A 25,999-nucleotide genomic window follows, 5' to 3' on the forward strand; every position below is an offset into this window, starting at 1 on the left:
TGCATAATATAAAGTAGTTACACTTGTAACTCTATTAGTATTATTTGTCATTATAGATTAATTTTAGCTGAACCTATTACATTTCTATCTCTAAAATAAAACTTAATCTTTAATGATGATTTAGAGATCGACTCGATAAAGATATATGCTCCAATAACTTTTAGACGAAGTAAACACTTTTTGAAATTGTAAATGATTTTCAGCTGCATTATTAATCTTATAGCCTGAAAGTATATACCGTCCTCCCATCGCATAAAAAAGCTCTGCATTAAAATGAAAATTTTCGATAACACTCCCCCTCTGATACTCATCATAGCTGTATTCTCCTGCTATGAGGTAACATTTACTCCCCCAATTTTCGATAAACGTGTAAGCGTTAGGATTGAATAAGAAATTTTTTTCTACCAATTGTTTAAATTGATGTTTATACGAAAGGGGATAGTTTGCAGCATAACCGTCTAAAGTATAAAAACCATTATACAGAGGAACTGCAGGATGGATACCAACACTCGCAACTTTATAGCTGGATGGCTCTTTGGCTATAAAATTTTTAATTTCATCAAACAGTGCTGTATCATAGAATTTTTGATACGTCATCCCTTTAGGATTTGGAAAAAATTGGGCGGATTCAAATGTCTGATTAAGCTGTAATAGCGATATTATTGCCACTATGACCATACCAAAGTGTATCTTTTTGAGGATAATTATACCGGCCAGCGCAAATAATAAATACCAAATAGGGCTTGTAAGTAAAATAAAACGGGAAAAATCGAATGTTTTGAGAAGTGCTATAGATTGTGAAAATTCAATCCATCCTTGATAATACCAAAACCCGTACCACGCTGAACAACATACTACCAACAACAAGAAAGCATAAAATAATCGAAAATGTTTTTGATACGTTAGTGAAATTAACGTGATAAGAAAAAGAATTGGAAGATAATATTGAGACATCAATATGCTTTCCCATAATCCACTAAACAAAGAGACCATAAAGAGTAAAACGATCAGCAATGAGATAGTAACGGATAAACGATTTTTTAGCCACGAGATAACAATGGCGAGATGAAGCATTGCCAATACATAGAAAAATTGCAAATTTATCGAATGAGATTGTCCAAATAAAAATGCGTTATGAGCTCCACGGTATGCCCCCATAAAATCAACGGATTTTCTTACAAACTCGCTCCGATGAGAAATAAAATCATCTCCAATAAACATCTCATAAATAAGACGATACTCGATAAACAAGAACACAATGATCATGCCAAATAAACCTAGTAATAGTTTCGTATTTATTTTTTTATTCATAAGCATTTCACCGATAAAGAAAACACCGATACAAAATAAAAAAAAGAGATAGATCAATACGAAACTACTAAAAAATGGAATGATCAGCAACGCTGTCCTGTCAAACCACCTATCCTGCCGTGATCTCATTTTTAACAATAAAAAGAGGGCATAAGGGAGAAGTGCAACACCCAATCCTGTAGCAGGGAAAAAGGGGGTTAGAGCAAACCAAAGACTTGAAAGATGGATAATGGCATTTTTAAATTCAACGTCTTGATCACGTAAGATAGTTTGCAGCAAAGCAACCATGCTAAAATAAGCGACAAAATGAATGAATATTTCATTGATGAACATGGCTGTAAAAGGTTTAAAAAAAACAAAAAGCCAAAGCAGGTAGTTAAATTCGCTCCCATAAACCAGTCTGGGCAATCCTCCCATCATATTGGGAACAATCTCCATAGAGTTGCTAAATATCATCCCGCTTTGCGCTAATATTTTTAATGAGGGGACAGTAATATCTAGATTATCATGAACACGAATATAGTTATTTTCACCATATACTACGAGCGGTAAAAGATACAAAAAAAGCGCACTAATACTGATGAAAAACCAAAGAGCGTTACGATTACTTAAATGTATCATTCTTTAGTAAGATCAACCCGATACAAATACATCGTCCAAAAGGTATTTGTATCTCTGAATTCTTTCATAAAAGCCAAATGTTTAAGCTGAGATTCCTCTATTTTATGGGCTGAGATAAGGTATCGTCCTCCTAGCGCATAGTAGGCTCTCATATCAAGACTTAGCTTTTTAACAGTCGCTTTAGAGCGAAAATAGAGTGTAGATTCACCCCCATCAAAAAGATAACACTTACTTCCCCACCCCAAAAACAGCTCACGATTAGCCTTATCCGTAGAAAGAGTTTTTTCGATGATTTCATAAAACTGATGCTTATATTCGAGAGGATAACTGGTAATATAGCCATCGATTGTGTAGAGTCCATTAAAGACTGCAATGGATGGCTCAAATCCAATACACCCTACGCGATAGCTCGAAGGATCCAAATTAATATAGTTTTTTATTTTTGCAAAAAGATCCTCGGCGAAATACGCTTTATACGTAAAAGGTGACTTCTGTGCCGAAAACTGCCGAGTATTTAACATCACATATGCTTCTACCAAAACAATGCCAATAAGTAAAAGCGGCATAAAGCGTATTTTTCGAGCCATTATCACCATACCAAGTCCTGCAATAACCATCCAAATCACAGGTTGCAACATGGCAATACGGGCAAAATTGAATTCTCGTAATATTGGGATAAGATCGGAAAGCTCTCCTGTTCCACGGTAGAACCATAGTGCATACCAATAAGCAAACAATATTTGAAGTAAAATAGCTCCGTAAAATAATCGATACTGTTTTTTTAAAATCCATAAAATAATTAAGAGAGTGGTTATAATTGGCATTGCAAATTTATTTCCCGTGATGTATTGCCCATAATCTGGCAATGAGACCCAAAGAAAAAACAAACCTATAAAACTCAACGAAAGCTGCCAAGGTAAACGTTTTTTGAAAAAAGTAGTAATAATAACTAAAAGCATAAATGGGATAATGACAACAGAAGCTCGCGTATCCATATCCGTTGTCCCATTTAAAAATGATTGATGAGCTGATCGATACGTTTCCAATAAAGTATAATCTTGAATAGCTCTAAATTCTGTTCGATGAGACACAAAAAGATGCTGGACAAAAGTATCATAAAACAATCTATATTCAACGAAAACAAATACTAATGACATAATCGCAAGGGCCAGCAAGAACCTAAGATTGAATCGACGATTTTTGACACAATCAATCACCAAAAGTCCACTCATCAGCAAAAGAAAAAAGAAGTATACAAGCACCAAACTGCTGTAAAATGGTATTAATATAATGATTAACCAATCATACCATCGCCAAACTCCACTTCTAATATTTAAAAATGCGTAAAGTGCCAAAGGAATCGAAGGAACACTCAAACCGGCACCCGTATAAAAGGGCAAAAGGGCAAACATAAGCGAAACGGCATGAATAATTAAGAGTCGATAGCGAGAATGCGAAGGGATAAAATAGCGATTTAACAACACAAACATACTGAAAAATGCACCAAGATGAATTATTGTTTCATTTATAACAAAGGCTGTAAAAGGTGGGAAGAAATAAAATAGCCATACATAAACATTAAATTCTGTCCCATAGACAAGTCTTGGAAGTCCACCCATCATGTTGGGGACAATGGCATCTGATGGTGCAAAAATCTGCCCACTGGATACTAGTGTTTTTAAAACAGGAAAAACAATATCAAGATTATCAAAAATCTGAACTTGCGCCCCCTGACCAAAAAAGTAGAGGGGAAATAAGTATAACTCTACGGCGAGTATTGAAAATAAAAAAAGAAACCGTTCATTATTTAATAAATTTCTATAAATGTAATCACTCATATTTTTAATCAAAATTAATTCTCTCTTTTTCAAAAACTAGTGGTCGGTTCAAAACTTGTGTATAAATCATCCCAATATATTCACCGATGATACCAATGAAAAATAGTAAAACTGAAAAAGAAAATGATGCTCCGATCAGTAATGGTGCCACGCCTAGTGACATCGTATCCCAATAAATCAACTTTGCTATCAAATACCCAAAACCCGTCAAGATACTTACGATAGCAATAATGATACTTGAAAAAATAGCCAAACGAAGAGGAATTTTAGAATAATTTAAAATTCCCAAAACACCAATATCATAAAGAGTATAAAAGTTATTTTTTGTCACGCCATGCAGACGTATAGGCTGATCATATAAAATCGTATCAACCGTATATCCCACCTCGCTAATCATTCCTCGTAAAAAAGGATAGGGATCATCAATTGACTTAAGCGCTTTAATCACTTTTTGATCGTATAAGCCAAATCCAGTAAAGTTTTTATAGATTTTTACTTCGGATAGTTTTTGTAAAAGAGTGTAATAAAATTCACGTATTTTATACATCATTTTATTTTCTTGAGAACTTTTACGTATTGCCAAAACCATATCAGCCCCTGCTTCCCATTTGTTGATAAGATCAGAGATAAGTTCAGGAGGATCTTGCAAATCTGAAACCATAGCGATAACGGCATCGCCTGTGGCTTGAAAAAGTCCATATGCAGGAGATTTTATATGCCCAAAATTTCTGGAATTCACAATGATTTTTATCCGCTTGTCTTCTGATGCAAGTACCTTTAAAATATCCACAGTACTATCTGTCGATGCGTTATCAATAAAAATATGTTCATACTGATAGTAATCAAATTGTTCTTCCATCACTTTGCGAATACGCAATGTCAGCTCACGAACGTTCCCCTCTTCATTAAAACACGGGGTCATAATGCTTATTTTTTTCATTAATATCCTTTGAATACAAATCGTTTATTAAGCCCAAACGATACCAATGCCATTGGTACGATTAAAATTGCTCCTGCTACATAGATGTCGACTGATATCTTCTCCAACAAATAGAGTCCCGCGACATTCAACAGATAAACAACTCCATACACACCAAAAAACTTCCAAATCAAGGCATTATCATGTGAGTTAAAAACCCATTTTCCCGTCGTCTTAAAATTAAATATTACCCCAATAATTGTACCAATAAAAACTGCCAGAGTATAATGCAGTCCTATATAAATTAATATTGAAAACACCGCATACCCAAATAAAGTATTAAAAACGCCGACCAGCATAAATTTAAAAAATTGATTATCTTTCAAGCGGACTAAACTCTTTTTATTTTTTCAACTATTATAGCAAATAGTATTGTTCTGTATTTTCAGGGCAAAGTACAATCTAAAAAAGTTTAGTCGTCTCATGTCCCATTTTTCACCTTATTGTCTTGTACATATATTTTAGCTAAGTATACCAATGCACCTCAAACTTTGGCTTAATAATCCAAATATTAACTTCAAGGACGTTAGTATATGGCATAATTTCTATTAAAAGAAGGAAACGCTATGAAAATCGCCGTACCCGTTATGGATGAAACCCTCAAAATGGCTGGGAATGCAGGGCACACCCCTTATTTTGCCGTATTTACCCTCAGTGGCGGAATGTTTAAAAGCTTTGCATTGGAAGGGCTGCGTGCAAATCCAAAAGTTGCGGGAGAAGATCACCACGATCACGACGAACATCATACCTGTGATCATGACGCTGATGATATAGAGCATATCAAAGCGCATGACACCATGGCCGACACGATCGAAGACTGCGATTATCTCGTCGTTAAAATGGCGTGTAAAAATACGGCTAAAAGTATGAACAACGTCGGTGTAAAACTTCAAAAATACAATGGATCCGAAATACTGGCTCCAAAAATTTTGACAGAATTAGCGGCACAGTTCAAATAATTCGTCATCCTCGGACTTGATCCGGGGATCCATCCCCATAAAGCAAAGCTGGATTTACCCGCAGGGGGCACAATGCCCGCCTTCGCGGGAATGACAAAAAAGATTTATCAATAATCTACTAGTTTAATTCTCGTTTATAAATTGAAGGCGTATAATTCGCCTCACAAATGAAGCATCTGCTTTAAATTTTCATCGTTGTACAGTACGGCGATGAACCCTAAAAGGTAAAACAACACCATGATTTCCGCAGAGATTGAGACGTTAGGCATAAAAAATAGTGGAAAGATTTTCCATAACCTCAGTTACGATGAGTTAATCCAGCACGAACTGGAAAACGGTGAATGTAAACGTGCCAGCAACGGTGCGACCATGGTCGATACAGGTATCTTTACCGGTCGAAGCCCCAAAGATAAATATTTTGTTAACCAAGATCCTTCTAACCAATACATTGCATGGGGTGATGTCAATAAAAAGATTGATAAAGCCGTTTTCGATGAGCTTCTTATCGTTGCCCGTGAACAACTCTCCGGAAAAGATCTTTACGTTACCGACGTTTTCTGCGGCTCAAGTGCTTCTAGTAAACGTTCTGTCCGCTTTGTCTCTGAAATCGCATGGCAGTCCCATTTTGTCAAAAATATGTTTATCCGCCCAAGCCAAAGTGAGTTGGAAAGCTTTAAACCGCAATTTACCGTCCTCAATGCCTGCAAAGCGGTCAATGAAAAATGGGCCAATCATGGATTGAATTCTGAAGTATTCGTCCTTTTTGATGTCGAAGCGAATCTGTGTATTATCGGCGGTACCTGGTACGGCGGTGAGATGAAAAAAGGGATTTTTTCGATGATGAACTACTGGCTTCCACTCGAAGGGAAGCTCTCTATGCACTGTTCAGCCAACGTCGGCGCCGCAGGGGATACATGTCTTTTCTTCGGACTCAGCGGAACCGGTAAAACGACCCTTTCAACCGATCCGAAGCGTGCCCTTATCGGGGATGACGAGCACGGTTGGGACGATGATGGAGTTTTCAACTTCGAGGGGGGGTGTTACGCAAAAGTGATCAACCTTGACCCTTCCAACGAACCGGAGATTCACAATGCTATCCGTCCCAACGCACTGTTAGAGAATGTCGTTTATGACGAAGACGGTATCGTCGATTATACCGACAGCTCTAAAACCGAGAACACTCGTGTCTCCTACCCGATCGAACACATTGATAACCATCAGCCTTCCCTCATGGCGGCTCATCCGAAAAATATCATTTTCCTCTCTGCCGATGCATTCGGCGTATTACCTCCTGTGAGCCGCCTTACCAAAGAACAGGCAATGTATTATTTCCTCAGCGGCTACACGGCAAAAGTTGCCGGAACGGAGCGGGGTATCACCGAACCGGTAGCCACCTTTAGCTCATGTTTCGGCGAAGCATTTCTTCCGCTTCATCCAACCGTATATGCAAAACTTTTAGGTGAGAAAATCGATGAACACGGCGTTAACGTATACCTCGTTAATACCGGATGGACCGGGGGCGGGTACGGTGTCGGAAAACGAATGAGTATCAAAGATACCCGTGCGTGTATCAACGCGATTTTGGACGGTAGTATCAATGAGAGCGAATTTGATGTTACCAATACCTTCGGTTTCCATATCCCTAAAACGCTCGGTTCTATCGATCCGGTTATCTTGAACCCTCGCAATGCCTGGGCGGATCGTGACGCTTATCTCGTTCAACGTGATAATTTAGCTGCTCTTTTCATCAAAAACTTTCAAAAATATACTGACGGACAAAGTGAATTCGACTACTCTGCCGCCGGTCCAAAACTTCCATAACTTCTTCTTCATACTTTTCTGTTTAATCAGAAAAGTACCAAAACAAGGGAACCGCTCGCGTAGCGATGTTTCTCTGAAAAGATCATACCGTATTCCAAGAACGCTCGTTCTTCTCGGCACTACTGCCTCTAGAACGGCTCTAGGGTTTGGATCACGGAGATTTGTTTATCTATTTTCGCTCTATGCGAAAATCATGCAAATAAAATACTTTTGCCCTCACATCATACCAAGAGCAAGGTCGCGTGCCATAGGCAAAAGCGTACCGCCAGCGTTTTGGTGTGAGGGCGCTTTTCTTTTGCGTACTTTTCTTTTCTAAAAAGAAAAGTGATTAAATAAAAATAATCAAAAAGTTATTACGTTTTAATGTCGTTTTTTAAAGAAGCTGGATTCCCGCCTAAGCGGGAATGACAGATGAAGTTATTAGCAAGAGTAAGTAGTTTTGAATTCGAACGCTGTAGGACGTGCTTCGTACGGCCATACTTGTGTTTCAAATTTGTAGTGTTGATACGTATCGATGAACAACGGAGTCATAACCGGCTGCAAGAATTCGTTATCACGTACCAATGCTTCAAGAGCACCGCGTAGTGTGTGTGGCATTTGTGGAATACCTTTTTCGCGGATCTCATCAAGGCTGAGTTCGAACAAATCTTCATCCATCGGTCCAACCGGAACCATTTTATTTTTAATACCGTCAAGTCCAGCCAACAACATAGCCGTAAACGCAAGGTATGGGCATGAAGTGGAATCTGGGAAACGCATTTCGATACGGGTCGCTTTTTCACCTGCACCGTATGGAACACGGCAAGATGCAGAGCGGTTTTGGCTTGAATACGTCAAAATTGAAGGAGCTTCGAATCCCGGGATAAGACGTTTGTATGAGTTGGTTGACGGATTTGTAAACGCTGCAACCGCACGTGCATGGTGGAAGATACCGCCAACGTAGTGAAGCGCTGTTTCAGACAAGTTGCTGTAACCGCCCTCTTTATAGAATGTGTTTTTACCGTCTTTCCAGATGGATTGGTGAACGTGCATACCGTTACCGTTGTCTCCATAAAGTGGTTTAGGCATAAATGTAACGGTTTTACCGTTAAGGTGCGCTACCATTTTGATAACATATTTAAGTTTTTGAACGTTATCCGCCGCTTCTACAAGGGTTCCGAAAACGATACCGATTTCTCCTTGACCTTGAGCAACTTCATGGTGACCGAGAACAACTTCAAGACCCACTTGCTCCAACGCCAACATCATCTCTGCACGCAAATCAACCATAGTATCGATCGGAGCTACCGGAAAGTAACCACCTTTAGTACGTGGACGGTGACCGGTATTGAAACCGTCTTTAAATGATTTTGAATCATTCCATTCACCCTCTTCGGTGTCTACTTCATAATATGAGCAGTTTGCTTCATCGCGGATTTTCACATCGTCGAATACGAAGAATTCATTTTCAGGGCCGAAATAAGCAACATCACCGACACCTGCATTAGCAAGGTGCTCAAGTGCTTTTTTAGCAATTGCACGAGGACATTTTTCGTACATTTGACCTTTATAGATGTCATATACGTCACAAAATACGATAATGGTTGGATCAGCAGTAAATGGATCCATAAATGCGGATTCAGCATCCGGTTTTAGCAACATATCAGAACGGTTGATCGGCTGCCATGCATCAATAGAAGAGCCGTCAAACGGAAGACCATTTTCAAATTGGCTTGCATTAACCGCACTCATACGGTAACTGACGTGGTGCCATGTCCCTTTCATATCGGTGAAACGAAAATCAACGAACTGAACGTCGTTCTCTTTACAAAAACTGAAAAACTCGTCGACACTGTTTACGAATTTACCCATGCAAAACTCCTGAAAATAATTATAGTAATAGATAGTATAGCAAAAGTTGGCACAATGTGGAGAATTTAGTGTGATTAAAATTTAATCATTTCCCGATCACGTCCACGATAAAGGGAACATTTGTCATAACCAGCTGAGCGGGCCAACGCTTCAACCTGGTCACTGTAGAGTCCGACTTGTTCAATACAGTGTGCATCAGATCCAAACGTTATCGGAATCTCCAGCTCAGCAATTTGTTCCAACAAAAGCGGAGAGGGATACGCTTCAGCAATCGGTTTTCGATAGCCCGAAACGTTTATCTCAATAGACATATTGGCTTTTTTGATCGCTTTCAATGCCCCATCTGCCAAAAGTCGAATATCTTTAGTCGGAAGGTATTTAAACACTTTGAGCAAATCCAGATGGCCGACAACATCAAATCTGCCGCTGAGAGCCATTTCTTCGATAAGCCCGAAATAGCGCCGATAGACATCATCGATATCGGCGCCTGCGTAACGGCCGATGAATGCAGGATTGTCAAAGCCCCAGTCGTCGATGAAGTGAACACTTCCGATCAAGTAATCGCAGGGACGAACCAAGACACTCTCATCCATGTACCCGGGAAGAAAATCAATCTCATACCCTAATAAAACGGTTATTTTATCAGCATACCGCTCTTGTGCTTCGTTGACCCATGATTCATACAGTTCCATTTGATCAAATGTCATACGATACTCAGGATCATAATGCATCGGGGCATGATCGGAAAAACCGAAAAACTGTGTACCACAGGCTATGGCAGCTTCAACGTACTCATTTACGGTACCGGTCGCATGATTGCACAAAACAGTGTGGTTATGAAGATCAACTTTCATCTATTTCCCTAAGTAAAAATAATGCTTTTAATGATATTATAGTGCAATTTTTTGTTAAGGTTATCGTTATGACGCAAGAAGAGTTAGATGCATTAATGAGCGGTGATATCGATTTAGATGAAGCTTACGAAGAATCTGAGTCTTTAGCAGACGAAGAGGAGCTTCCGTTAGAGGAAGAAGAACAAGAAGATTCAGACAGTAAAATCGACCCGGAAACCTACCGGGTCTCGGCCATGAGCAGCTGGCCTCCCCCGCCACCGACGGATGACAACAAAATGGTGCATCAGCTCGATGATGTTACTAAAGAGAGTGAAGAAAAAGCCTCGGAAATTTTTGATCTGATCGAAGGAATCAGTGAGGATTTGACGCAGGGTGAAAAGGATGTTAAAGCGATTCGAACCGTTATCGACAGCAATGTTGAACTCTTTCATACTCTAAGTATGAAATTTCCCCATGTCGAAGCATTTAAAACCCAATTAACTCAAAATGAGAATGCCCTCGAGCAACTCGAAGCCATTCTCGAAAAGCTCCAAAACGGCGGCGATACGATCATGAATATCATGGATATTATGCAGTACCAAGATATCCATCGTCAAAAAATTGAGCGGGTCATTAATGTCATGCGTGCCCTTTCAACGTATATGAACCATCTGTTTTCCGGAAAAATCGATGATTCCAAGCGGGTTACTTCCGCCGTACATATCCACGGAGATACAACAACCGAGGATGTTGTCAGCAGTGATGATATTGAAGCCCTTTTAGCTTCTTTTGGGCAGAAATAGACATTCATTAAAACAGCACCGAAATTCGTCATCCTCGGGCTTGACCCAGGGATCCATCCCCTCAAAAAGCACCCAGTTGGATTTACCCCCAAGGGGCACAAAGCCCGCCTTTTCGCGGGAATGACGATTAACCCAGAAATTTCATCCAATCAACACCTTTTTTTCGCTAAAATCTCCTAAAATATTATATTAAAGAATCGAGCAACACTCTTTGAAAAAAGTCGAACTCCTCTCCCCAGCGGGAAATTTAGAAAAACTCAAAATCGCCATCGACTACGGCGCTGATGCGGTGTACGGCGGGGTGAGCCACTTTTCGCTCCGTATCCGTTCCGGTAAAGAATTTGATTTGGAGAGTTTCAAAGAGGGGATCGATTATGCTCATGCTCGAGGGCGGAAAGTCTATGTGACGATCAACGGCTTCCCCTTTAATTCCCAACTCAAACTTCTAAAAGAACATATCGCTACCATGGCTTCACTCGAGCCGGATGCATTTATCGTTGCAACACCGGGAGTTCTCAAACTCGCTCATCAGATTGCTCCTCATATTCCTCTTCATCTCTCAACTCAAGCTAACGTTATGAACGTACTTGATGCGCAGGTCTACTATGATATGGGAGCACGCCGAATCATCGCTGCACGGGAAATCTCTCTTAAAGATCTAAAACAGATTAAAGAAGAACTTCCCGATTTGGAAATCGAAGTATTTGTCCACGGTTCGATGTGTTTTGCCTACAGCGGACGCTGTTTGATCTCGACGTTGCAAAGCGGTCGCGTTCCCAATCGCGGAAGCTGTGCTAATGACTGCCGATTTCCTTATGAGATGTATGCTGCAAATCCTGAAACGGGGACGCTGTTTAAACTCGTCGAAGACGAAGGAATCGGGACCTACATCATGAATTCGAAAGATCTCAACCTAGCAAGCCATATCAAAGAGATACTGGATGCAGGATGTATCGATTCGCTTAAAATCGAAGGACGCACCAAAGCCCCCTATTATGCGGCTATCACTGCTAAAGTCTATCGCCGGGCCATTGATGATTATTATGTCGGGAAAAGTGATCCCGATGCCTATCAAAAAGAGTTGGAAACGATGCAAAACCGCGGATTTACCGATGCGTATCTGATCAACCGCCCTTTTGAGAAACACGACACCCAAAATCTCGATTTTTCAATGATGATGGGTTCCCATCAAGTCAGTGGCATTGTGGATGAATCGCGAGAGTATTTCGAATGTAAATACAAAACATTCCCCAATGATGTTATGGAAATTGTTGCCCCATCAGATGCAACCATTGAAGCTATTGATAATGAAATCGGTACGGTTGAAATGAAAGATGGTCAATGGACGATCTCGTTTAAACAGCTGCTCGCTGAAAATGGAAAAGTATGGGATCAGGTTCATAGCGGAAATCTGAACCGATTTAAGCTCCCGGTTAAGCTCCCGGCTTTTACCTTTTTTCGTATTCCTGCCACCGAGGATATGGGGACGGTGACGAAGTGTTGATACTATTTTCTTTTCTTTTTCCTAAGAAAAGAAACAAAAGAAAATCGTCCCCACAACAAAGCGCTGTCGGTACGCCTTCGCACTACTGCGGGCGACCTCGCTCTTGGTGTGTTATGGGGACAAAACTTTAATTAAAACAACAAAAGGAATCAAAATGAAATTTGTATCGATTATTATGGGGAGCAAAAGCGATTTTGACGTGATGCGATCATGTTCCGAGACCTTAGAAGCATTCGGTGTTCAATACGAACTCATCATCTCATCCGCACACCGAAGTCCTGAACGTACCAAAGATTACGTACTCGCGGCAGAAGCCAAAGGGGCACAGGTCTTTATCGCGGCTGCAGGTATGGCAGCCCATTTGGCGGGTGTTTTATCCTCTAAAACAATCAAACCGATTATCGGTGTGCCGATGAGTGCATCCGCATTGAGCGGGATCGATGCGCTCCTCTCTACCGTACAAATGCCTGCCGGAATGCCGGTAGCAACCGTCGCAATCGGAAAAGCCGGAGCTATCAACTCAGCGTATCTTGCCATGCAAATTTTGGCTCTTGAAAATGAAGAGCTGCGCATGAAGCTCCAAGAAGATCGCATCACCAAAGCGAAAAAGGTGGAAATGGATTCATTGGAGATAGAGACCATATTATAACTTTCGTTATAATCAAAAATCTAAATGTACAGGTGGTAGAAAATGCAAGGGCACTGGATGAGTATCGATGACTACGCTCAGATGGCACAGATGGATCGCAGTGCTGTTGAAACGTTGATCGTCCGAGGTAAACTCACCACTACTATCGAAGATGGAGAGGTGTTTATTGATGCAGGTCAAGGGATGGCGGGAATCGTTCCCGTAAGTCTCCACGAACTCAGTGCATCTCATGCGGATGTAACGATGGGAGCGAGTTTCGTCGAAAAAACAATCGGCACCATTATCAATCTCCACGAAAAAGTGCTCGGTGCAAAAGAAGAGACCATCGAGTCAATTAAAAATGAAAATCTTTTTCTGCGAGAAGCACTCGCTTCTCTCCAAGAACTCTATGATGAAGACCGCAATACGATTGCAGCGCTTACCGAACAGCTCCGCCTTTCTCAGCAAGAAGTTGAGTTTATGCGCCGGAAGTACAAACTGATGTGGGGTAAAGTCATCGAAGATCATGCCTCATGAAAAATCATAGAAAACTAAAAAGCACGGTTAGCTGTGCGTGGGCTTCCTGCCGAAGGAAACTCAGCTTTAGCGTAGTTAATCAGGGCTCACGTGCCCTTTGGGTATTGCTCCGATAACGTGAATATTCAATATGAATGTATCGGGTGCATTGCTTCCCAAAGCCGCCGTGTATGTGAAGCGATTCACGCCGATACTGCATTAACAAACGAAATTGTTCAGTATGTCGAAACAGCTCTTCAGCATGCTGACTTTGCCCTCTCCCCTCCGGTCATCGCCGCACCGCTATATGAAGCAATGGCAAAGCTCGCCAATACGGATGATCTGTATGAACACCAAAAACAGCACGCTACAGCTCAAGCCAAAAGTTATCTCCCGTTTTTGAACGAAACAATCGATCAAAGTGATGATCCCTTTATCGCAACGCTCAAAACAGCTGTGGTCGGAAATGTAATCGATTTAGCCGCAGAGGTGAGTTTCGATTTGCATGATGCTATTATGTCCGTATTTAATACCCCCTTTGCACACGATGACACCGAAGCTTTGCGCAATTCCCTACGCCATGCAAAGAGTGTTCTTTATATCGGAGACAATGCGGGAGAACACCTCTTTGATGCACTGTCGATCCAATCACTCCAAAAACTCTATCCGGATTTAGTATTCACCTATATGGTACGGGGAAATCCAATCATCAATGATGTCACAATGAAAGAGGCTGCAGAAGCAGGCATGAAGGAGATTTGTTCTCTGATGAACAGTGGTGTTCCGACCCCCGGATTTGTGTATGAGCTCGCCTCGCCTGAAGCGCAAGCACTCTTTGATACCGCTGATCTTATTATTGCCAAAGGGATGGGAAACTATGAGTGTATGACACCCTGCCGACGTCAGAACATCTGTTTTTTGTTGAAAGTAAAATGTTCTGTTGTGGCAAATTCACTCGGTAGAAATATCGGAGATATCGTTTGCAAACTGGGGTAATTTACCCCTTGTAAATTCTATTTCTCCCCTCTTCTTTTGACCTATAGAGTGCATTGTCCGCACGACCGACTACGTTTTCGATTCGATCACCCTCGCGGCATTCACTGATACCGAAACTGCACGTTAAGGTATGAATATGGGGAAAATCATAGGTGCTAATCATCTCTTCGATTTTTTCCGCTAGATGGTATGCTCCATCGATGTTGGTTTCGGGACAAATAATCATAAATTCTTCTCCTCCCCATCGACCTACAATATCGATGTCCCGTATGCTCTCACGTAATATTTGAGAAAGATTCACCAAGGATATATCCCCAATCAAATGGCCGTAGGTATCATTTATCCGTTTGAAATGGTCTAAATCAATAATCATCACCGAATAGCTCCGCTGTGTTCGCTGATAATACTGATGGCATTCCACTAATTTTTCATCCAGACGAATTCGGTTGGAAAGCTGGGTCAAAGGATCGGTTGTTGCCATCCGTAAAAGCCTTTTATTGTACCTTCCCATCTCAAACTGGCGATAGATAAAAATCGAAATAATAAATAACGCCACTAATCCGATTCCATAAACCCAACTGTAGTCAACGCTTTTTTCATAGGTAATGGCGATGTATCGGTTAAAAATCTTTTGCCGTTCTGCTACGGTAATGGTGTCAATCGCTTTATCTATAATCGATTTCAGTTCCGGATAATCATTTCGGACCATCATTCGAACCTCAAAATCAAACTCCGTTGTCCCTGAAATCTTAAGATCTAAATGGTGATCGGCATTGATCAAATACGCTACTACCGGGAGGATATCGATCACCGCATCAACCCGTCCGGAACTGAGCAATTTCAACCCTTCTCGCGTATCCTCAACTCCCATGATCGTGATTTTAGGATATTTTTTTGCAATGGAGTCTGCAATACCGTATCCTTGTCCTATCGCAACCTTTTTTCCCTCCAGAGCATCGAGCCCCGGGATAAAATCGATTGTTTTGTCCGTAACAATGACATTAGGAAAAGATGCGTAAGGTTTGGAAAAAAGGGCGTAAGGCTCTTTATCCCCCGATATCGAAGTACCCAAGGTAACATCGGCCGTTTTTGTTTTAATCGCATCCACTACAGCGGCCCACGTAGGAGAGGGGACAAAGGAAGTGTGCATCCCCGTCCGTTCAACGATTAATTTCCAAAAATCAGCTGTTATCCCCTGAAGTTCTCCAGAATTAGCATTAGAGCTAAAATTAAACGGAGGCCATGCATATGTAGAGGTATATCGTATCGTATTCACATGCAAAAATGAACGTTCATCGACACTCATCGGTACCGTTTGATGCGCCGTATCCTCATAAATAAAACCTTCTAAACGTTTTTCGTTTTGAGGCAATCCCATCACCCGGTAAATATCCGATATACGTCGAAATTTATCCACTGTAATCGCCCCAAGAGGTTGATTGCCGCGATACGCAAGCGTTTTGAGTACCTCCCCTTCGTAAATGAGACTTTCTAACGATTTATTTTGGCCGTTATAGCGTTCACGGATAAGGTTTGCCGTTTCGGGGATATGTGCGAAGGCGTATTCCCATCCTTTGAGCGTCGCATCAACAAATGCCCGCACCCGTTTTGGGTGATTATGTATTTCAGATTCAGTAGTAAAGAGGATATCACTGTAAAAATCAAATCCATATGCTTCTGGACTAATGGCGTTGGTTTCAATCCCTTTTTCTTTCAGAACAAACGGTTCGTTAGAGATATAGCATGCCATCACATCAGCTTTACCATTGGCAATATCGAGCGGGTTGTAGCTATGTTCCAGAAATTTCAGCTCCCCCATACGGATGTCTTGGGAGTTAAGCATCGCTCGAACTGAAATGCTATCTTGAAAATCTTGCGTCATCATGACACGTTTACCGATCAGATCACGAGGCGTTTTTATATCCGCCGATTTTTGCGAAAGGAGAATGAACGGAGAACTCTGAAAAATTGCACTCAATGCGACGATATTTTTCCCATGCATTCGATCAATCAAGAGTGAGGATCTGCCGATTCCATAGGTACTACGCCCACTCATTACCTCATCGATAGCGAGTTTTTTTGGATCGAATTTTTGGATCGTGACATCTAATCCCGCATCCCGATAAAACCCTTTTTCTTTTGCAACATAGTACCCTGCGAACTGGAACTGATCGGCCCATTGCAATTTCACGGAAACTTTTTCCAAGGGGAGCTGCGCGTACAGCGCAGTAAAGGACAAAAATAAGAGAATACAATAACGCTTCATTCCACACTCCCCTAAACAAATTTATTTATAATATAACATAATGCATTAAAAAAGCCTTTGGAGAATGGTTTTTGGTATAATGGCACAATTTATTTAATGGGAAAACTATGATTACATTTGGCGATCTGCTTTTAAAACTACAACAATTTTGGAATGACCAAGGGTGTGCAATCGTCCAACCTTATGATGTAGCCGCAGGTGCGGGGACCTTTCATCCCGCAACTTTTTTACGCTCGCTCGACTCCAAACCGTGGTCGGTCGCCTATGTCGCCCCAAGCCGTCGACCTACAGACGGCCGCTACGGTGAGAACCCCAATCGTCTTGGAAGCTACTACCAGTTTCAGGTGCTGATCAAACCGAGTCCCGAAAACATTCAAGAACTCTATCTAAAAAGTCTCGAATATCTTGGGCTCAATCTCAAAGACCATGATATCCGCTTTGTCGAAGACAATTGGGAATCACCCACCCTCGGTGCATGGGGTCTGGGATGGGAAGTATGGCTCAACGGTATGGAGGTAACCCAATTTACCTACTTCCAGCAAGTGGGCGGTGTAGCCTGTGATCCGGTAGCCGTCGAAATCACCTACGGAACCGAACGGCTCGCGATGTATCTGCAAGGGGTCGATACGGTATTCGATATTGTCTGGAGCGAGAATAAATACGGTAAAACCCTCTACCGTGACATTCACAAAGAGGGAGAAATCGAGTTTAGCAAATACAACTTCGAAATCGCCGATACCGCTATGCTCTTCACCGAATTCGAGGCCAAAGCGGCCGAGTGTAAACGGTGTCTCGATGCTGAACTTCCCTTGCCGGCTTATGACTTGTGCATGATGGCATCTCATACTTTCAATACCCTCGATGCACGCAAAGCAATCTCGGTAACAGAACGGGCCAACTATATCCTCAAAATCCGCGAGCTTGCCAAAGGATGTGCAGAACTGTACAAGTCTCAAGAAGAAGCGCGCAACCTGCGGGTTAAAGCATAAGTCCCTATACGGCACCATTTGGTGCCCTAAAAAATCTTCTTCGATTAAATTTCCGCTAAAATCCCCTTATGCAAATACTTATCGGTCAAATTGATAAAATTATCTTTGAAAAGGGCGGTTTTTTTATCGCCGCCCTCAAAAGCGGTGAAAAAATCAGCGCCCATTACTATGAAAGTGACGTTCAGCATCTTCAAGATGCAGCCGTCACCCTCAAAGGATCGTGGGAAGAACATCGCCAACACGGCCGAACTTTCAAAGCCCACGCTCTCATTGTCAATCAAAATGAACTTTTCTTTTTTCTCAACCGTGTCGTTAAAGGGTTCACCAAAAAACTGACTGCCGAACTGATCGAACGGTATGGAAACGAGGGTCTGATTGATATTCTCGACAACGATATCGAACGGCTGCAGGAAATCAAAGGGATGAATGAAAAGCGCCTCTCAAAGCTCTCTGCCGGATGGAAACAATTTCGTTCCATGCGGCTTTTGGGAGAGTTTTTAGCCCCTTTTGGGGTGACGCCAGGATTGCTTCGATTGATTGCAGGGGCCATGAAAGAGCTAAAAGACCCGATTGAAACGATTAAAAATAACCCCTACGGACTGATGCGTATCAACGGAATCGGATTTAAAAAAGCGGATGAGATTGCATTGGCGATGGGAATAAAAAAAGATGATGATCGCCGTATCCAAGCGGCGATGGAATATACCCTCAGCGAATATTGCGATTCTGAAGGGAACAGCTGTATTGAACGGCATGCGCTTTTCGACAAACTTGGACTTCTTTTGGCACTTGAAGAACACGGTCGATACGATGAAGCCCTCGAAGATCGTTTACAGGAAGGGAGCATTACCCTTCTTCCCAGTTCTAAACTCTCCCCGTCGCGTATTTATGAAGCCGAAACATTGCTCATCCGTGAATTTAAACGGCGAGGGAAGAGTACCCATGAACCTCTTACGGACGACCTTGGTTCCTTTTTAGAGACCCATTCGCTTACCCTGGGAGAACAGCAGTACACAGCTCTGGAACTGATTAACCGTGGAACGGGACTGATTTTTCTCGTCGGATATGCAGGAACGGGAAAAAGCACTACCGCAAAGGCCCTCCTCGATCTCCTGAGTACCCGCCATGATCCGAACCTCATTATGACCTGCGCCCTGAGTGGTATCGCTTCTCAGCGCATACGAGAGCGGAGCGGTTATCAAAGTGCCACCATTCAGAGTCTTCTGGTTCGGTTTGAATCGCAGGATACCATGCCCTATAAAGTGATCCTTATCGATGAAGCTTCGATGATTAATTCCCTCCTCTTTGCGAGGCTGATGGCGAAGATTGAACGTGATGCAACCGTCATTATCGTCGGAGATGATGCACAGCTCCCCCCGATCGGCGCGGGAAGCCCGCTAAGCGATGCGATTGCTCTCAATCTCGCCCCTATGGTGATGCTCACCCAGATATACCGTCAAAGCCCCGATCAAGCCATCGCCCTAATCGCCAACGATGTCCGGCGCGGAATCATCCCGCAGTACCGGGAAAACTATGAGGATTTCACCTTTGTCAACGTTGATATTCCCAACCGTTATGCTCTCAAAAATACCCTTAGCACCGGCGAATTTGAAGAGGTGCTCAAAACTCATGCCCATAATCTATTAGCTGCCATCGCGGATGTGACCTTACAATATCTCCCAGAATCACGCGAAAAACTCCAAGCGAAGCAAATCCGTGAATACCTCAGCGCCTTTCAGGTGATCTCGCCGATGCGCGGCAATACCCTCGGGGTTGATAATCTCAATCTCCTCCTCCAAGAATATTTCAACCCCAACCCCAAAAAAAAGATTAAAACCTTCAAAGGGGAATTTCGCTTGATGGACAAAGTCGTCCACACCAAAAATGAAAATCTTCTCTCTACCACTCCTGAAGAGTTTAAAGAGGGAATAGAGCCCAGTGAACGGAGAATTTTTAACGGCATGTGCGGATTAATCTTCCGGCTCGACGAGGAAGATGAACTCTGCTATGTTTACTACCCGAACGAAGAGCTGATTGTTCACTATAAGTATGAGCAAATCAGTGACTTTCTCAGCCTCTCCTATGCTTTGAGTGTCCACAAAGTACAGGGGATGGAGTATGAACGGGTCGTGATGGTGATGAGTTTTTCACACCATATTATGCTCAATACCAAACTCCTCTATACGGCCCTTACCCGCGCCAAAGGGCACTGTATCCTCATCGGCGAAAGCGGAGCATTTGAATCCGCATGCAGACGTTTGGAACACACCAAACGCTCCACGGTCATACAAGAATTGGGATCATCTAAAGGATAAAACTTATCCTTTATTGAAGTGTGCTACAATAAGGGCCTTTATCCAAATACTCAAGGATGTTCCCATGAAAGCATTACTAATTTCAGCTATTGTCGCTTCGAGCGTTATGGGTGCTTCACTGCTTGATGAAGCCAAAACTGCAGGGCTCAAACCGATTCCTGCCAATGCAAAAGCAGTTGAAAAACTCACCTCAAACCCAAAGAACCCGACAACGGTTGCAAAAGCAGAACTGGGTAAAATGCTCTATTTTGAACCGCGCCTCTCTAAAAGCGGGTTGATCAGCTGCAACACCTGTCACAACCTCGCACTTGGCGGAAGCGATGGTATGAGTGCGGCGATCGGACACAAATGGACGGCAAATCCTCACCATTTAAGCTCACCGACGGTGTATAATGCAGTATTTTATAGCCAACAATTTTGGGACGGACGCTCGCCTCACCTCGAAGACCAAGCCCAAGGGCCGATCCAAGCGGGACCGGAGATGGCAGCGCCGAAAGAGTTTGTAGAGGGGGTTGTCAATTCGATCCCGTCCTACGTCAATCTCTTTAAAAAAGCATACGGTAAAGATGTAAAAATTAATTTTGCTAAAGTGGCCGATACGATCGCGGTTTACGAGCGTACGTTGGTTACCCCATCACGTTATGACGATTTCCTAAACGGCAAGAAAAACGCGTTAAGCAAAGCAGAGCAAAAAGGGCTTAAAACCTTTATCGACAAAGGGTGTGCTACGTGTCATAACAATATCGCACTCGGCGGAACGATGCAGGCATTCGGTGCCGTGGCTCCGTACAAGCACATGAATGTTGGGGATTTTAAAGGGGATAAAAACGGCATGGTTCGTGTACCGACACTCCGTAACGTCACCGAAACCGCTCCGTATTTCCACAATGGTCAAATTGCAACCCTAAGCGAAGCAATCAAAGAGATGGGCCGTATCCAACTCGGTGTTGATATCAATGACAAAGAGACCGCTGAGATCGAAACATTCCTAAAAGCGTTAGAGGGTAAAAAACCGACGGTTATCTATCCGATGCTTCCGGCATCTACCGCTAAAACACCTAAAGTGGATGTGGTGAATAATTAATTCACCACCACCCCTCATCATCCTGAACTTGATTCAGGATCTGAGATTGCGGATCTACCCTAAAGGGCACGTGAAGTCCGCAATGACGCTATTCACACTCTATCCCCACAAACTCTTTTTGGTATTTTCCACACTCACTTTTCACTATTTGTAAAATCTGCGGTTTTTTAGCCCCATCCAACCACTCCAATAATGTTTTCAAAGGAAGTTCATCCATCGCCGTACATCCTGATGTCGGATGTTTGTCGGCATGATTAAGATGGATAAAGATACATGAACCGCGCCCCTTTACCCCCGAATCGTTATACCCTATCACTGCACCGTAGCGATAGACTCCATCAGGGCGTCGCATCACTTCGTAACTGGAGGGGAGAGAACTTTTGTCATAAATTCGAAGCATTTTGTTATAGCGTGAATCATTCACATCATCAACACAATAGAGATTTTCATCCGCATGCCAGTAGGGAAGTTTAAATGTCGTGTTTTGATCGTAGCCAAAAGTTGACGTTATCGGAAATAACCCTGTGGGTGATCTCCCATCCCCTTCGTTTTTCAGCGGTTGTTTAAAGGCACCATAGCCTAAACCGCTTCGTCCTAACGTCACGGGAACTTTATCACCGATTTTTACCCATGTATTTTGCTTTTCATACCTCTGTAACGACGCACTGGTCGCGTTTAGCTCAGGTGAGAGGACGACTGCAAGTTGCTCTGATGCCAAGAGTGTAAAGAGCACATAGGAGAGCGTAAGGGAGAAAGTTATTTTAAACATATCATCGTTCTTAGTTTATTTTAAAGTTAGGTAGTATAGCATATAGAAAATTTGGCAGAGCGAGGCATTTGATGAGTATTACGGTTCGTAAAGCATCCGAGGCGGATATTGACATCATTGCCCAAGCACTATTAGAGGGTTCACGTGGAGGAAAGAAGATCGGATTGTTCGATCTGGTGTTCAATACCTCCGATAACGACCTCCTCCTCCAACACCTGAAAAGTCTCGCATTAACGTCCACTAAAAGCTATTGCCATTTTTCAAACTTTTTTATTGCGATCTCTGCTGGAACGACATTAGGGACGATTTGTGGGTACGAACCCCGCATCGCAACCCATGAAATTTTTTCTCAGGCACTCGAAGAGATCGGGTTTGATGAAACCTATCATGAACGGATCGCCGCATATCTGCTGTGCGAGGGGGAAGTAGACAACAAAACGTTTGTTTTAGACTTTATGCTCATCAAGCCGGAGTTTAAAAGTTTGGATGTTTTTAAAGAACTCATCGGTAAAAGTATGCTCACCGCCCGCCTCAAAGGGTACCGAAAAGTTCAAACTTCGATCGAAATCGGCTCTGTTGAAAGTGAGATGATCTATAAAAAGCTGGGATTTGTCGTAATCGATGAAAAGCGAAGTGAATACTATAAAGAGCAATTTGATCGTCCCGGCATAATGCGCCTTCAAATGATATTGTAAGGATCTCCTATCGAATACGGTCTCTTAGGGTTAATCCCTCCTCTCATTGCTATTCTCCTCGCTTTTTTTAGCCGTTCCGTCTTTATCGCATTGGCTATGGCAGTTCTCGTCGGAGAATTCATTATCGCCGATTTCCATCCTCTGGACGCCCTTCTCCTAACCTTTGAACGTTTTTATCTCCTCCTCAATGAGGGATGGGTACTCAAGACCCTGGCATTTGCCATAATGGTAGGCTCCGTCATGGCGCTTATCGAACGCAGTGGCGGGGTTGATGGCCTGGTTCATGAGCTAAGCGTCAAACGCTCCATTGTAAAAACCAAGCGGGGAGCGCTCATCCCCAGCTTTATCGCAGGAATCGTCGTTTTTATCGAATCTTCTATCACCTCACTCGTTGCGGGAGCCATCGGACGACCCTTTTGTGATCGTCACGGGATCAGCCGTGCCAAACTCGCTTTTGTCTGCGATTCGACCTCAGCTCCCGTATGTTCACTGATCCCGCTAAACGGTTGGGGAGCACTACTCCTTGGACTTATAGGAGGTCAAATCACCGCAGGTTTTATTGCGGGTGAGAGTGCCACATGGCTGATTCAATCCATCGCCTTTAATTTTTACGCCTTTATGGCTCTTATCATCACCTTTATCGCTATCTGGTATGAGATCGATATCGGTCCGATGCGCCATGCCACTATTACCCCTCCCCAAATCGAATGTGAAGATGCTAGAGGAGATGTTGGCCTTTTTCTATGGCCGATGGTCTGGATGATCGGCGGGGTCATTCTTTTCATGTTTATCACCGGAGAAGGAGATATTTTTAAAGGCTCGGGTTCTACCTCGATTTTTTATACCCTACTTATCACCTTACTCCTGATGCTGGGGTACTATCGATATAAAAATGCCCTCTCATTGTCAGAATTTTGGGATGCCTCGCTCAGCGGTGCACGTAGCATGAGTCCTATCGCGCTGATCCTCCTCTTTGCCTTTGCTATCGGCGGAGTGAGCTCGGATATGGAGGTGGGGCAATACCTCGCTAGCTTTATCGGTGATTATCTCCCACCGGAGTATCTCGCAGGGGCTATTTTTGTTCTCGCGGCCATTATCGCATTTGCAACGGGAACGAGTTGGGGGACCTTTAGTATCATGCTTCCGATAGCGATCCCTCTCGCCGTCGGTCTCGATGCACCCATAGCACTCGCGATGGGTGCCGCGATATCAGGTGGAGTATTCGGCGATCACTGCTCACCTATCTCTGATACCACCATCATCTCAGCGATGGCAAGTGGATGTGAGGTAAAAGAACACGTTAGAACTCAACTCCCTTATGCTCTGATTTCCGCTGTTATCGCTTTAGTATTATTTATTCTATCGGGAGTGTTACTCACATGATGAAAACCAACCTCTTATTGCTTGAAGATGACCCCAATCTTAGCGAAAGTGTCAGTGAATATCTTGAAGAGCAAGGCTACAGCGTTACCTGTGCCTACGACGCATCCTCAGCAGAAGATCTCCTCTATGAACAAAAGTTTGATCTGTTGCTGCTCGATGTCAACGTCCCCGGCGGAGATGGCTTCTCACTTCTTAAAAATTCACGCAAAGAGGGGAATGCTACACCCGCTATTTTTATCACCTCCCGCAACGCGATGTGCGATGTCGAAGAGGGGTTTGAGAGCGGCGGAGACGATTATATCCGTAAACCGTTCGCCCTCAAAGAGCTGCTCCTTCGGATTCAAACGATCCTGAAACGCAATTTTTATCATAACCCTACCGAGTCCCTTGCCCTCGCCGAGGGGATCACCTACGACATTGGGAATCAAATCCTTAGTGTGAACGGAGAAATCCAAAATCTTCAACTCAAAGAGCATAAACTTCTCAAACTTTTTATCCAACACCGCAATGAGCTTCTCACCCATGAAATGATCATGGAGCATCTGTGGGATTATGATGAAACCCCAAGCGACGGTAGTCTACGCACTTATATCAAAACACTCCGTAAACTTCTCGGAAAGGACTCCATTGTCAGCCACAAGCGCCTCGGGTATCAATTTCGCTAAATACCGTACCCTCAAAAGCTTTTTAGCCCTCTATGCGGTCATGAGTATCCTGATTTTAGCGCTCATGGGAATTCTGTATTACGAATCGGCGAAAGAGCAGATGCTTTCCTCTCACCGTCTGGCGATGCAGCTCGAAAGCGAGAGTTACGTCCCCCGTCTCAAAACATGGCTGGAAAGTGGTCATGATCTGAGTACATTTCCCGCGGATTTGGCCTACAAAACCGCCCTTTACGGCTACGACAAAGATCTTCTCGTCGGAAACTTACGCCAGCAGCATCACGATTTTAGCGAAAATATTGCTCTTCATAATAGTTACATTCACCTCATCATCCCCCTTTCACCCTATGGATTGGGGGAATATTATCTGGTATTTGAAACCCATGACGATGAACTTTGGCGCCATCAAGCTCTAATCAACGCTTTGATTTTCGGTTCCGTCCTCTTTTTGATCCTCGGCATCATCGGGTTTACCCTTTCGCGGATGTTTTTGCGTCCAATGAATGAAGCGATTGCCCTCCTTGATGATTTTATCAAAGATACCACCCATGAGCTCAATACTCCCGTGAGTGCGATTTTAACCAATATCGAAGCCCTCCGAGAGGCTGAACTCTCACCGTCAATCGAAAAAAAGCTCAAACGGATCGAAATCGCCTCCCGTACCATCTCCACCCTCTACGATGATCTCACCTATTTGATTCTCAATCATGAGTTGGCGGTTCAGAATGTCAAACTCGATCTCAGCTACCTTTTACATGAACGGTTAGAGTATTTTCGCCACCGAATCGATCAAAAGAAAATCACCCTCATAACCCATATCGATCCACAAGTCACTCTTGTCATTGATACCACAAAAGCAACCCGTTTGGTCGATAATCTCCTCTCAAATGCTATCAAATACAACCGGATGGAGGGGCAAATCACCATCACTCTCATTCACGGCAGTTTATGCATTCACGATAACGGTATCGGAATACCCGAAGCGATGATTGATCGGGTATTTGAGCGCTATACGCGTGCGGATAAAAGTGTCGGAGGATTTGGGATTGGGCTGAATATCGTCGCAATGATCGCCAAAGAGTATGATCTGAAAATTACCATTGAATCGGAAGAAAAAGTAGGGACGAAGATTTGTGTAGCGTGGGAGTAACCCCCGCTTAACGCAGGGGGGAGACG

The 25,999-nt window shown here is 43.0% G+C and carries 22 protein-coding genes; 14 read left to right on the top strand and 8 right to left on the bottom strand.

Annotated features, from left to right (window positions below):
* Positions 1-120: 120 nt before the first annotated feature.
* From WB308_RS01520 to WB308_RS01535, 4 genes are read right to left on the bottom strand one after another with little or no spacing between them, the layout of a single operon-like run.
* Positions 121-1,932, bottom strand: coding sequence for a DUF6044 family protein (locus tag WB308_RS01520; RefSeq protein WP_424188304.1), 1,812 nt, complete (start codon positions 1,930-1,932; stop codon positions 121-123).
* Positions 1,929-3,803 (bottom strand): DUF6044 family protein, encoded by a 1,875-nt coding sequence (locus WB308_RS01525; protein WP_424188306.1) that lies wholly within the window; start codon positions 3,801-3,803, stop codon positions 1,929-1,931. Before WB308_RS01525 ends, WB308_RS01520 begins: the two co-directional genes overlap by 4 nt.
* Positions 3,775-4,710 carry a glycosyltransferase family 2 protein gene (locus WB308_RS01530; protein ID WP_424188308.1) on the bottom strand — a complete coding sequence of 312 codons (936 nt, stop codon included), beginning with the start codon at positions 4,708-4,710 and terminating at the stop codon, positions 3,775-3,777. The genes WB308_RS01525 and WB308_RS01530 overlap by 29 nt, the downstream gene beginning before the upstream one ends.
* Positions 4,710-5,075 carry a GtrA family protein gene (locus WB308_RS01535; protein ID WP_424188310.1) on the bottom strand — a complete coding sequence of 122 codons (366 nt, stop codon included), beginning with the start codon at positions 5,073-5,075 and terminating at the stop codon, positions 4,710-4,712. Before WB308_RS01535 ends, WB308_RS01530 begins: the two co-directional genes overlap by 1 nt.
* A 240-nt stretch (positions 5,076-5,315) precedes the next feature.
* Between WB308_RS01535 and WB308_RS01540 the strand changes: the two genes are divergently transcribed.
* Entirely contained in the window at positions 5,316-5,708 is a 393-nt protein-coding gene (locus tag WB308_RS01540; protein WP_424188312.1) for a hypothetical protein, read from the top strand.
* A gap of 237 nt (positions 5,709-5,945) precedes the next feature.
* Positions 5,946-7,529 (top strand): phosphoenolpyruvate carboxykinase (ATP), encoded by a 1,584-nt coding sequence (gene pckA, locus WB308_RS01545; protein WP_424188314.1) that lies wholly within the window; start codon positions 5,946-5,948, stop codon positions 7,527-7,529.
* A gap of 420 nt (positions 7,530-7,949) precedes the next feature.
* Here the strand turns inward: pckA and glnA are convergent, their stop codons facing one another.
* Together glnA and WB308_RS01555 are read right to left on the bottom strand one after the other, a co-directional pair.
* Positions 7,950-9,380: a type I glutamate--ammonia ligase gene (glnA, locus tag WB308_RS01550; RefSeq protein ID WP_424188316.1), complete on the bottom strand. Its 1,431-nt coding sequence runs from the start codon at positions 9,378-9,380 to the stop codon at positions 7,950-7,952.
* Between the two features lie 74 nt (positions 9,381-9,454).
* Positions 9,455-10,234: a histidinol-phosphatase gene (locus tag WB308_RS01555; protein WP_424188318.1), complete on the bottom strand. Its 780-nt coding sequence runs from the start codon at positions 10,232-10,234 to the stop codon at positions 9,455-9,457.
* Positions 10,235-10,302: 68 nt separating this feature from the next.
* Between WB308_RS01555 and WB308_RS01560 the strand changes: the two genes are divergently transcribed.
* The 5 genes from WB308_RS01560 to WB308_RS01580 all read left to right on the top strand — a co-directional run bounded on the left by WB308_RS01560 (position 10,303) and on the right by WB308_RS01580 (position 14,660).
* Complete coding sequence (locus tag WB308_RS01560) at positions 10,303-11,016, top strand: chemotaxis protein (RefSeq protein WP_424188641.1); 714 nt, start codon at positions 10,303-10,305, stop codon at positions 11,014-11,016.
* Between the two features lie 211 nt (positions 11,017-11,227).
* Positions 11,228-12,520: a peptidase U32 family protein gene (locus tag WB308_RS01565; RefSeq protein WP_424188320.1), complete on the top strand. Its 1,293-nt coding sequence runs from the start codon at positions 11,228-11,230 to the stop codon at positions 12,518-12,520.
* A gap of 154 nt (positions 12,521-12,674) precedes the next feature.
* Positions 12,675-13,169, top strand: a complete 495-nt coding sequence (gene purE / locus WB308_RS01570; protein ID WP_424188322.1) for a 5-(carboxyamino)imidazole ribonucleotide mutase — start codon at positions 12,675-12,677, stop codon at positions 13,167-13,169.
* A gap of 57 nt (positions 13,170-13,226) precedes the next feature.
* Positions 13,227-13,685 carry a DUF3972 domain-containing protein gene (locus WB308_RS01575; protein ID WP_424188324.1) on the top strand — a complete coding sequence of 153 codons (459 nt, stop codon included), beginning with the start codon at positions 13,227-13,229 and terminating at the stop codon, positions 13,683-13,685.
* 117 nt (positions 13,686-13,802) lie between these two features.
* Positions 13,803-14,660: a damage-control phosphatase ARMT1 family protein gene (locus WB308_RS01580; protein ID WP_424188326.1), complete on the top strand. Its 858-nt coding sequence runs from the start codon at positions 13,803-13,805 to the stop codon at positions 14,658-14,660.
* A 1-nt stretch (position 14,661) separates the two neighbouring features.
* Here the strand turns inward: WB308_RS01580 and WB308_RS01585 are convergent, their stop codons facing one another.
* On the bottom strand, positions 14,662-16,851 hold the full coding sequence (locus WB308_RS01585; RefSeq protein WP_424188328.1) for an ABC transporter substrate-binding protein: 2,190 nt from the start codon (positions 16,849-16,851) through the stop codon (positions 14,662-14,664).
* 182 nt (positions 16,852-17,033) lie between these two features.
* Between WB308_RS01585 and glyQ the strand changes: the two genes are divergently transcribed.
* From glyQ to WB308_RS01600, 3 genes are all read left to right on the top strand, one after another.
* Entirely contained in the window at positions 17,034-17,915 is an 882-nt protein-coding gene (gene glyQ, locus WB308_RS01590; RefSeq protein ID WP_424188330.1) for a glycine--tRNA ligase subunit alpha, read from the top strand.
* Positions 17,916-17,983: 68 nt separating this feature from the next.
* Entirely contained in the window at positions 17,984-20,230 is a 2,247-nt protein-coding gene (locus WB308_RS01595; RefSeq protein ID WP_424188332.1) for an AAA family ATPase, read from the top strand.
* A 64-nt stretch (positions 20,231-20,294) separates the two neighbouring features.
* The gene (locus tag WB308_RS01600) at positions 20,295-21,314 is read left to right on the top strand and encodes a cytochrome-c peroxidase (protein WP_424188334.1); all 1,020 of its coding nucleotides are present in this window, start codon (positions 20,295-20,297) and stop codon (positions 21,312-21,314) included.
* Between the two features lie 88 nt (positions 21,315-21,402).
* Here the strand turns inward: WB308_RS01600 and WB308_RS01605 are convergent, their stop codons facing one another.
* On the bottom strand, positions 21,403-22,083 hold the full coding sequence (locus tag WB308_RS01605) for a L,D-transpeptidase family protein (protein WP_424188336.1): 681 nt from the start codon (positions 22,081-22,083) through the stop codon (positions 21,403-21,405).
* Between the two features lie 71 nt (positions 22,084-22,154).
* On the opposite strand from WB308_RS01605, the gene WB308_RS01610 reads away from it, so the two are divergent.
* The 4 genes from WB308_RS01610 (at position 22,155) to WB308_RS01625 (ending at position 25,973) form a co-directional block, all read left to right on the top strand.
* The gene (locus tag WB308_RS01610; protein ID WP_424188338.1) at positions 22,155-22,778 is read left to right on the top strand and encodes an acyl-CoA acyltransferase; all 624 of its coding nucleotides are present in this window, start codon (positions 22,155-22,157) and stop codon (positions 22,776-22,778) included.
* A 96-nt stretch (positions 22,779-22,874) separates the two neighbouring features.
* Positions 22,875-24,161, top strand: a complete 1,287-nt coding sequence (locus tag WB308_RS01615; protein WP_424188340.1) for a Na+/H+ antiporter NhaC family protein — start codon at positions 22,875-22,877, stop codon at positions 24,159-24,161.
* Positions 24,161-24,826: a response regulator transcription factor gene (locus tag WB308_RS01620; RefSeq protein ID WP_424188643.1), complete on the top strand. Its 666-nt coding sequence runs from the start codon at positions 24,161-24,163 to the stop codon at positions 24,824-24,826. Before WB308_RS01615 ends, WB308_RS01620 begins: the two co-directional genes overlap by 1 nt.
* The gene (locus WB308_RS01625) at positions 24,789-25,973 is read left to right on the top strand and encodes a sensor histidine kinase (protein ID WP_424188342.1); all 1,185 of its coding nucleotides are present in this window, start codon (positions 24,789-24,791) and stop codon (positions 25,971-25,973) included. The genes WB308_RS01620 and WB308_RS01625 overlap by 38 nt, the downstream gene beginning before the upstream one ends.
* Positions 25,974-25,999: the final 26 nt, after the last annotated feature.

Origin of the sequence: Sulfuricurvum sp. (genome assembly GCF_049587615.1) — a bacterium.
Lineage (GTDB): Bacteria > Campylobacterota > Campylobacteria > Campylobacterales > Sulfurimonadaceae > Sulfuricurvum.